Source organism: Corallococcus sp. AB030 (assembly GCF_003668965.1).
Taxonomy (GTDB): Bacteria; Myxococcota; Myxococcia; order Myxococcales; family Myxococcaceae; genus Corallococcus; species Corallococcus exiguus.
This window is the reverse complement of record NZ_RAWQ01000117.1, coordinates 24,205-33,047: the sequence shown is the minus strand read 5'-3', so window position 1 is coordinate 33,047 and position 8,843 is coordinate 24,205. Positions and strand designations below refer to the sequence as shown.

10 protein-coding genes are annotated in these 8,843 nt (G+C 70.1%); 9 read left to right on the top strand and 1 reads right to left on the bottom strand.

Translation table 11 applies throughout. The features are described from left to right. Positions 1 to 26: 26 nt before the first annotated feature. Positions 27 to 749, bottom strand: coding sequence for a lysophospholipid acyltransferase family protein (locus D7Y15_RS25625; RefSeq protein ID WP_121754215.1), 723 nt, complete (start codon positions 747 to 749; stop codon positions 27 to 29). A 174-nt stretch (positions 750 to 923) separates the two neighbouring features. Between D7Y15_RS25625 and D7Y15_RS25620 the strand changes: the two genes are divergently transcribed. From D7Y15_RS25620 to D7Y15_RS25580, 9 genes are all read left to right on the top strand, one after another. Beyond that, positions 924 to 1,421: a hemerythrin domain-containing protein gene (locus tag D7Y15_RS25620; RefSeq protein ID WP_233597101.1), complete on the top strand. Its 498-nt coding sequence runs from the start codon at positions 924 to 926 to the stop codon at positions 1,419 to 1,421. Positions 1,422 to 1,601: 180 nt separating this feature from the next. Next, on the top strand, positions 1,602 to 2,126 hold the full coding sequence (locus tag D7Y15_RS25615; protein ID WP_121754212.1) for a cell wall protein: 525 nt from the start codon (positions 1,602 to 1,604) through the stop codon (positions 2,124 to 2,126). 145 nt (positions 2,127 to 2,271) lie between these two features. Beyond that, positions 2,272 to 3,135: a tryptophan 2,3-dioxygenase gene (locus D7Y15_RS25610; RefSeq protein WP_120577732.1), complete on the top strand. Its 864-nt coding sequence runs from the start codon at positions 2,272 to 2,274 to the stop codon at positions 3,133 to 3,135. Positions 3,136 to 3,260: 125 nt separating this feature from the next. Continuing rightward, the gene (locus tag D7Y15_RS44800; protein WP_158620633.1) at positions 3,261 to 3,437 is read left to right on the top strand and encodes a hypothetical protein; all 177 of its coding nucleotides are present in this window, start codon (positions 3,261 to 3,263) and stop codon (positions 3,435 to 3,437) included. A 127-nt stretch (positions 3,438 to 3,564) separates the two neighbouring features. Next, entirely contained in the window at positions 3,565 to 4,122 is a 558-nt protein-coding gene (locus D7Y15_RS25600; RefSeq protein ID WP_120577738.1) for a Uma2 family endonuclease, read from the top strand. Positions 4,123 to 4,135: 13 nt separating this feature from the next. Then, entirely contained in the window at positions 4,136 to 5,263 is a 1,128-nt protein-coding gene (locus D7Y15_RS25595) for a hypothetical protein (protein ID WP_120577730.1), read from the top strand. A 167-nt stretch (positions 5,264 to 5,430) separates the two neighbouring features. Continuing rightward, positions 5,431 to 6,891, top strand: coding sequence for an adenylate/guanylate cyclase domain-containing protein (locus tag D7Y15_RS25590; protein WP_120595351.1), 1,461 nt, complete (start codon positions 5,431 to 5,433; stop codon positions 6,889 to 6,891). 20 nt (positions 6,892 to 6,911) lie between these two features. Continuing rightward, entirely contained in the window at positions 6,912 to 7,331 is a 420-nt protein-coding gene (locus D7Y15_RS25585; RefSeq protein ID WP_121754211.1) for a type II secretion system protein GspG, read from the top strand. Between the two features lie 144 nt (positions 7,332 to 7,475). Then, the gene (locus D7Y15_RS25580) at positions 7,476 to 8,834 is read left to right on the top strand and encodes a universal stress protein (RefSeq protein ID WP_120577727.1); all 1,359 of its coding nucleotides are present in this window, start codon (positions 7,476 to 7,478) and stop codon (positions 8,832 to 8,834) included. Positions 8,835 to 8,843: the final 9 nt, after the last annotated feature.

Below are 8,843 nucleotides of genomic sequence, written 5' to 3'. Positions count from 1 at the left end.
GGGCGGGGACGGGAGTGGAGGCGGTCTCAAGCATGGCAGGCCCTCAGCAGCAGGCGCCGGACGCTGGCGGCCACGCGGTCGCGGAAGGCCCGCACGCGTGACTCCGACGCACCCGACGGCGGCGGTTCATGGGGTTCACCCACGGCGAAGGTTAATTGAACTGGCAGCGGCAGGGGCCCCAATCCCATCACCAACGGCATGCGGTATTTGTCCTCCGCGGCCAGGCGCACACACCACCGGTCCTCGTCCGGAGGCCAGAAGAAGGTGTCATCCACCCCGAAGCCGGCGAAGGGCACCACCGGCACCCCGGCCTGCATGGCCAGCCGGACGAAGCCCAGCGCGCTCTCCCACCGGAGCTGGTAGCGGCCCTGACTGCGTTTGAAGGTCTCCCGCGCGCCGCCCGGATAACAGACGACCAGCTGCCCCTCCTGGAGCGACCGGAGCGCGTTCTCCCGCGTCCCCTCCACCCCGCCCAGCCAGGGCAACACCGTGCGCACGAGGGGAATCTTGAAGAACCCCCGCTCCGCCAGCCCCAACGGATAGCGCCCCGTGGCCCGGTGCAGGAGGTGGAAGAAGGCGGGGGTCTCGTATCCCCAGACACCGTGATTGCCCACGAGCAGCAACGGCCCATGTCTGGGCAAATGTTCAGCTCCCACCAGCCGGGCGCGGTGATAGCGCGCGGACAGGGCGGCGCCGCCCTCCGCGAAACGGAACACGGCTTGCCGGACGCTGGTGAGTGGGTTTTCCACGGTGGAGCCAAGATGCAGCCGCCCTCGCAAGCCGGCACCCTGACACCAGGCGGCCGGGCAGGGGCTCAACCGCCGAAATCACCGGAAAAGGGCATGCACGCCAGCAGGCTGCCTTTCCCGGCGGGGGGATGGGTGCGGTTGTCTGCCCCCGGAGCCGTGCTGATGCTTGGGGGTATGGCCGGCCCATTCGACATCCTCCTGCATCAACATCGCGAGCTGGAGGAGCTGCTGGAGCGGCTGGCTTCGGAGGCGGACGCGGAGGAAATGACTCACGGTCAGGAGGCCCTGGCCCGCCTCCTGCGCCTGCACTCCCGCCTGGAGGAGCGCTGCGTCCATCCGCTGCTGACACGCGTGGAGGGCCGCACCCGCGCCCGCGAAGAGGCCGAGGACCACCTCACCCTGCGCGAGCTGATGGAGGAATTGCAGGAGCTGACGCCTCGCGGCGTCGAGTGGCAGGCGCGCCTTTTCACGCTGGAGGATCAGGTCGTGGCGCATGTGCAGGCCACCGAACATGGGGTGCTCCCCCGCCTGTCCGCGTCTCTAGACGCGGAGGAATTGGAGGAACTGGGACACGACCTCGCACTCACGTACGAGGAACTGCTGGATCGCTCGCAGCACCCCCCGGCCCCGGGTCGTGGAGCGTTGTTGGAACCCCTGCATTGGGATGCGTGAGAAGCGCCTGAAAGCGTCGCCGAGACCCATTTCCCGGGCCTTTCTCGCCTGCTGATACGCAGTGGCGTCACAACTTTTTATCGCTTCCTTCGACAATTGCCTTTCTGGAAGGTATTGGTACTTCGGCGTGCCGGTTCACGCCAAGGCAATGCTCCCCCCTTAAACCGAGGATTGGTCGAAATGTCAGTTGACAAGGCGTTCCGCGAGATGATTCGCAACGAGATTGAAGTGCAGCTCAAGCCCCTGCGCGACGTGGTGTCTCGTCTGGAGTCGGGCACGGCGGACCTGGATGCGCTGCGCAGCGTGGCCGAGCGTCTGGCGCCCCTGGCTCAGGTGGTGGGCCCCCTCTTCGGCGCGAACGCGCCCGCGGCCGGCAAGCCCGGTCGTCGTCCCGTGGGTCGTCCGGCGGGTCGTCCGTCGGTGAGCGCGCCGGTGGCGGCGGCGGGTGGCAAGCGCCGGGGCCGCAAGCCGGCGGTGGTGGAAGGCGGCGCCCGTGAGTGCGCCATCATGGGCTGCGGCAAGCCCAGCCGCACCAAGGGCTACTGCGCGGCGCACTACCAGAAGCTGCGCATGCTGGAGAAGACCAACCGCCGTCCTTCCGCGTGGTCCGACTACGCCAACCCCAACAGCGTGGAGGACATCAAGCTGCCCCGTGGCCGCGCCGCCTCCAAGGCGCTCGCGGAAGCCGCTCAGAAGAACGCTTAAGTTCTTCCGCAGTAGCAGTATCAGTCGCCCCGGCCCGGGCATATAGGTGGACCACGCCCTTCCGTCTGGAAGCACGTGGCAGGATTGACCGCGCGGAGGATGTGCTTGCGCCGCGAGGGGGTTGGTGTGCATGAGTGCCCGGGCCATGAACAAACGCGACCTGGAGCCTGGAATCGTCACGGACCTCGCGGGCCGGACGACTTATGGCGATTACCTGCAGTTGGACCGCCTTTTGTCCGCGCAGGTGCCCCGTTCCCAGCCTCCCCATCACGACGAGTTGTTGTTCATCGTCCAGCACCAGACGAGCGAGCTGTGGATGAAGCTGCTCATCCACGAGCTGTCCGCCTGCATCCGTTACATCCAGGCGGACCGGCTGGAGCCGTCGTTCAAGATCTTCGCGCGCGTCGCGCACATCCAACGGATGCTCTTCGAGCAGTGGAGCGTGCTGGAGACGCTCACGCCCAACGAGTACCTGGAGTTCCGCGACACGCTGGGCCACGCGTCAGGCTTCCAGAGCTTCCAGTACCGGGCGCTGGAGTTCCTTTTGGGCAACAAGGATGACGCGGCGCTGGGGCCCTTCAAGCACGTGCAGGGTGTGCACGCGGAGCTGGACCGCCTGCTGGAGTCGCCGGGCATCTACGACGAATTCCTGCGCCACCTGTCGCGCATGGGCCACGACATTCCCAGAAGCCACGTGGAGCGCGACTGGCGTCAGCCGTATGAGAAGAGCCCCCAGGTGATGGAGGTGTTCCGGCGCATCTACGAGGACACCGAGAAGCACTGGGACGCGTATGAGATGTGCGAGAAGCTGGTGGACACGGAGGAGCGGTTCCAGCTCTGGCGCTACCGGCACATGATGACGGTGATGCGCATCATCGGCTTCAAGCAGGGCACGGGCGGCTCGTCGGGCGTGGGCTTCCTGCGCAAGGCGCTGGACCTGCGCTTCTTCCCGGAGCTGTGGGACGTGCGCACGACGCTGACGCCGCCCGCGAAGCCCCGGGGCGCCTGAGCGCCCCATCCGCCCCGCTCGTGTCCCCGCATGCTCCGCGGACCGGCAGGGGCGGGGTGCCAGCCGGGGCGCGGGCTCCCTAGCTTGGGAGAGGTCAAATCCTCTCAACGCGCGAAGGAGCCACCATGGGTGAGCACGAAAGCCCCCGGAAGGAACCGCAGCTTCCGGAAGACGAACAGAAGAACAAGCGTCAGGCGGGAGACCGCCCCATTCCCACGCCAGGGCATATTGGCAATCTGCCAGATAATGGCGAGGGCCCGGGTGGCATTGGCATCAAGCTGCCCGAGGGCGGCGGCGACTGAGTGAAACATCCGGAAATGTTTCAGGCCCGGGGGCCCTTCCGGGGCTCCCGGCCGCCGGGGTACACGTGTCAGACGGGCATGAGAGTGTCCGGGCATGTCCCTACCTGCTAGGTTGTTCGTCCCAGAGATGACCCGAAAGCCCGCCACCTACGCCGACCTGGAAGCGCTCCCCTCGAATCAGGTGGGGGAGATCGTCAACGGGGAGCTGTACGCGAGCCCCCGGCCCGCGGCGCGGCATTCACTCGCGGCGTCGCATCTGCAAGGAGAGCTCCACGGTCCCTTCGACCGGGGCCGTGGAGGACCAGGGGGGTGGCTCTTCCTGTTCGAACCGGAGCTGCACCTGGGCAAGGACGTCCTGGTCCCCGACATCGCGGGTTGGCGCCGGGAGCGGATGCCCAAGGTGCCCGACGTCGTGGGCATCACGATGGCGCCGGATTGGCTGTGCGAGGTGATGTCCCCGTCGACGTTCCGGTTGGATCGGGCCCGGAAGCTGCCCATCTATGCCCGGGAGGGCGTCAAACACGTCTGGTTGGTGGACCCGCGCGAACACATGCTGGAGGTCTTCCGGCTGGAAGGCAGCCACTACCTGCTACTGGGGGCCTACGGGAACTCGGAGACCGTCCACGCGGAACCATTCGAGGCGCTTCCCCTGGAACTAAGGGTCCTGTGGGAGGACGTCGAGTAGGCTCTGACGCACCATGTCCGCGCCCGCCGGAATGACGCTGCTCTTCGAACAGGCCCACGTCCTCTGCTACCGCACGTTCGACATCGCGGAGGAGATAGACCTGGAGCGCGCGCGCAAGGCGCTCACGGAGGACTCGCGCCGCTTGAAGCTGTCTCGCGAGAACAGCCAGTACATCCAGCTGCCCAACCCGCCCGTCGCCTATGAGCTGGGCCGCAGGCCGCTCGCGCTGCGTGACGGTCCTGTCACGGTGGACGCCACCGCGCGCCTGTTCGACCACGGCGCCGCGTCCATCATCCTGCGCGTCCCCGTCGCTCCCGGCACCACCTGGGAGACGCTCACCCAGGTCGCGGATGAGCTCTATGACAGCCATGCCCTGGAGGACCTGGCGCGGGAGCTGGTGGAGGGCGTGCGCCGCACCATCGCCTCCGCCGTGCAGGGGCCGCACCTCTGGGACCAGAGCGAGAGCTACACCGTCATCTTCGCCGAACGCATCCAGGGCAACCCTTCCGCGGAGGAGCTGTTCCAGCGCGCGGACATCGCTCGGCTCCTGCTGGGAGAGAGCACCGCCGCGCCACTCGCGCCGCGCGAGCGCGAGGCCGTCACCCAGGTGCGCTTCAGCTACACCGCCCACGACCTGGTCGTCGTCGACTGGAACAGCGCGTTCGTCTACGAGCCGTCCGGCTCGCGCGACATCCCGGACCTGTTGGAGATCGCCAACGCGCAGCTCCTGGAGTTCCGCTACTACGACGAGCGGTTGGACAAGCACATCGCGCGCATCCACGACGAGGTGCAGGCGCGCAAGCCCGGCTGGCTCACGCTGTTCCGCAGCCCGTACCGCAACCTGGCGCGCGAGACACTGGGCACGCTCGTGGACCTCAACGAGTTCGTGGAGCGGGTGGAGAACAGCCTGAAAATCATCGGCGACTTCTACCTGGCCAAGGTCTACGAGGGCGCCGTGCGCCGCCTGCGCATCCCCGCGTGGCAGGCCTCCGTCACGCGCAAGCAACAGCTGCTCGCGCAGACCTATGGCCTGCTCAAGGGCGAGGTGGACATCGACCGTTCGCACGTCCTGGAAGTCATGATCGTCGCGTTGATCATCCTGGAAATCGTCATGGCCTTCAGCCGCGTGTTCGAGCACTGACGGCGAGCCGGCCAGGAACGCCGCGCGCCGCTCCCGTGGAGCGTCCGAAGGGACGACGGTCCCGTCGGGTGGGGGACGCGGGAAGGGACAAGACGGGGTGAGGGCTTCGCGGCGGCCGGGGTTGCGCTACGCTCCCGCGCTCGGGTGTGTGTGACGGAGGCTTCCGCGTGAGTGCATCGAACCCCCTCTTCGGTGATTTGCTGCTCAAGCTGGGCGTCGTCTCGCCGGGGCAGGTGCAGGAGGCGCTCGCGCTGCAGGCCCTCACCGGACAGCGCGTGGGAGAGGCGCTCATCTCCCTGGGCTACGTGTCACGCGAGCAGATTCAGGACGCATTGGGAGAGGCCCTGGGCTTGAACCACGAGAAGGGGCCCGCGCAGCCGCCCCTGGGCGAGCTGCTGGTGGGGCTCAAGTACGTGACGCTCGCGCAGCTGGACGAGGCGCTGGCGCGGCAGCGGCGCGACGGGCGGCGGCTGGGGGAGATCCTGGTCGAGCTGGGCCACTGCACCTACAAGCAGATCTACGAAGCGCTGGGCGTGCAGAACCGCATCGTCGGCCGACAGGACCTGCCACGACCCGCGACGGAGGGGCGCCGCCGCGTGGTGGTGGTGGACGACAGCCCCCTGGCGTGCGCGTTCGTGCAGGAGGGGCTGGTGGCCCTGGGCTACGAGGTCCTCTGCTTCCAGGACCCGTACGAGGCGCTGGAGGGCATGGGGCGGCTGCAGGCGGCCATCGTGCTGAGCGACCTGGAGATGCCGGGGCTGGACGGCGTGGAGCTGTGCCGGCGGCTGAAGGAGGGCCCTCGCAGCGCCATCCCCGTCATCATGCTCACCGCCAACGACCGCGAGGCGGAGCGCGTGCGCGGCCTGCGCGCGGGCGCGGACGACTACGTGAACAAGTCCGCGTCCATGGACGAGCTGGCGGCTCGCATCGAGAGCGTGGTGCGCCGCACGGACGAGACGGAGCGCATGCGCAAGTTGTTCGCGCGCTACACGTCCGACGCGGTGGTGGAGGAGATCCTCAAGAGCGCGGACGCGGCGGTGCTCGCCGGTGAGAAGCGCGAGGTGACGGTGCTGTTCGCGGACATCCGCAACTTCACTGGCCTGGCGGAGAGCCTGCCTCCCGAGCAGGTGGTGGCGGTGCTCAACCAGGTGCTGGGCCGGCTGTCGGACGCGGTGCTCACCTGCGGCGGCACGCTGGACAAGTTCCTGGGCGACGGGCTGATGGCCGTGTTCGGCGCGCCGGTGGGCCGCCCGGACGACGCGCTCCGGGGCCTGCAGTGCGCGAAGATGATGATGGAGGCCGTGGCGGAGCTGCGCGCCGTGGCGGAGGCCGAGTGGGTGGCCCACGGCCGCGAGGGCCGGCCCCTGGTGCTGGAGCTGGGCGTGGGGTTGAACTCGGGCGTGGTGGTGTCCGGCAACATCGGCAGCGCGATGCGGGCCGAGTACACCTGCATCGGCGACGCGGTGAACGTGGCCGCGCGGCTGTGCGCGCTGGCCGGGCCGGGGGAAATCCTGGTGGGCGAGCGCACGCGCGAACTGGTGGACGCGAACGAGACCGCCTTCGAGGACCTGCCGCCGGTGCGCTTGAAGGGCAAGCAGCAGCCGGTGCCGCTTTACCGCGCCCTCTGACGCGGTAGGGTGGGCGAGCCATGGCCGCCACCTCCTCCTCGTCCGCCGTCCCCGAGAAGTCCCGCCGCTCCCCGCTGCCCTGGGTGGCGGTGGTGTTCGTGGTGGCGCTCGTCGTGGCCCTGGTGCTCACCGCCTTCCGCCACCGCGACCCCGAGCAGGCCCAGCACATCCACGCCGACTTCACCCTCATCCTGGGCGCGCTGGAGCGCTACCGCGCGGACCACGGGGGGCAGCTGCCGGAGGAGGGGGACCTGGACGCGCTGCTGGTGCCCCGCTACCTCCACGCCGTGCCCCTGGACCCCTGGGGCCGGCCGTACCACTACGCGAGCAGCGCGCAGGGCGTGTTCCTGTCCAGCTTCGGCCGCGAGAACCAGCGCGGCGGCGTGGGCGACAACCAGGACCACACCAACCACGACGGGCACCAGCAGCTCCTGCGCTAGGGAGGGCCCCGCCGCCGGGACGCCCCGCCCTGCCAGGCAGGCAGGCCGGCATGCACGGGCCGCACGTCACCGGGCGTCCGGCGTGCGCATCCTTCGTGGCGAGGGGAGGCTCCAGCGGGCATCGCCTCCTCGGGGGGCCCCGCCATGGCCATCATCTGCGCAACCAACCTGTCCGCCGACGCCGCGCACGCGGCCACCGTCGCGGCGACGCTCGCCGGCCGCCTGGGAGAGCCCCTGCTGCTCCTGGGGGTGGATGACGAAGTGCCTGACGCGGAGGCCCCGGACGCCCTGTCCGCGGCGGAAGGGGGGCTGGCCGCGGAGGCCGCGCGCCTGAGGCCGCTCGCGGGCATGGTGGAGCCGCGCATGCAGCGGGGTGCCTCCGTGGAGACGCTGCTGGGGGACGAGGAGTGCCGCAGCGCCCGGCTGGTGGTGGTGGCCGCGGAGGGCTGGCGCACGTCCCCCTGGCGCAAGACGTCCCTGGCGGAGCGCCTGGCCCGCCACGGCTGCGCCCCGGTGCTGGCGGTGCGCCGGGACACGGCGCTCCTGGACTGGGCCCGCGGCCGGCGCCGGCTGCTGGTGATGGTGGGGGTGGACCCCCGCTCCTCCACGTCCGACGCGGCCATCACCTTCCTGCGGGAGCTGCGGCGCGTGGGCGGGTGTGACGTGCTGGCCGCGTACGTGTGCTCACCGCTGGAGGAGCGCGAGCGGCTGGGCGTCCACACCCCCGTGCACGTGGAGCGGCTGGACGCGCGCGAGCGCACCATGGAGGGGCTGGAGCCGCTGGTGGAGCGCGTGCTCCAGCGCGAGGTGCGCGAGCGCCTGGGTGACCTGGAGGGGGAGGGCCGCGTGGAGGTGGTGCTGGAGCCCGGCTATGGCCGCCCGGCGGACCACCTGCTGCACGTGGCCCATGCGCGCAGCGCGGAGCTGACGGTGGTGGGCATGCACCTGCGCGGCGGCGTGCAGCGGCTGTGGCACGGCTCCGTGTCGGAAGGGGTGCTGCGCCACGCGGAGCGCTCCGTGGCGTGCATCCCTCCCGGAGCGCGCGAACCTCGCCGGCTTCCTCCGCCCCGGAGCGCGCTGGTGCCGGTGGACTTCACCCTCGCCTCCGGACAGGCCATCGCGCAGGCGTGCTCACTGGTGGGGCCGGGCGGCCGCGTGCACCTGCTGCACGTGCACCGGCTCCGGGGCCGCGAGCGGGGCCCCCGGGACTTCCACGGCGTGCTCCCGGAGCCGGACAGCGAGCGGGACCGGGTGCTGAACCGGCTCTGGGCGCAGGTGCCCGGGGACACGGTCGCGCGGGCGGTGCACTGGAGCGTGGAGGGGGTCAGCGGAGACGACGTCGCCATCGCCATCTGCCAGGCCACGGAGCGCGAGGGCGTGGACCTGGTGTGCGTGGGCACGTCCGCCCACCGCGAAGTGGTTCCGGACGTGCTGGAGGAGGCGGTGGCGCGCGAGCTGGTGCTGCGCTGCCGCAGGCCCGTGATGGTGGTGCCTTCCGTTTGACCCGGGAAC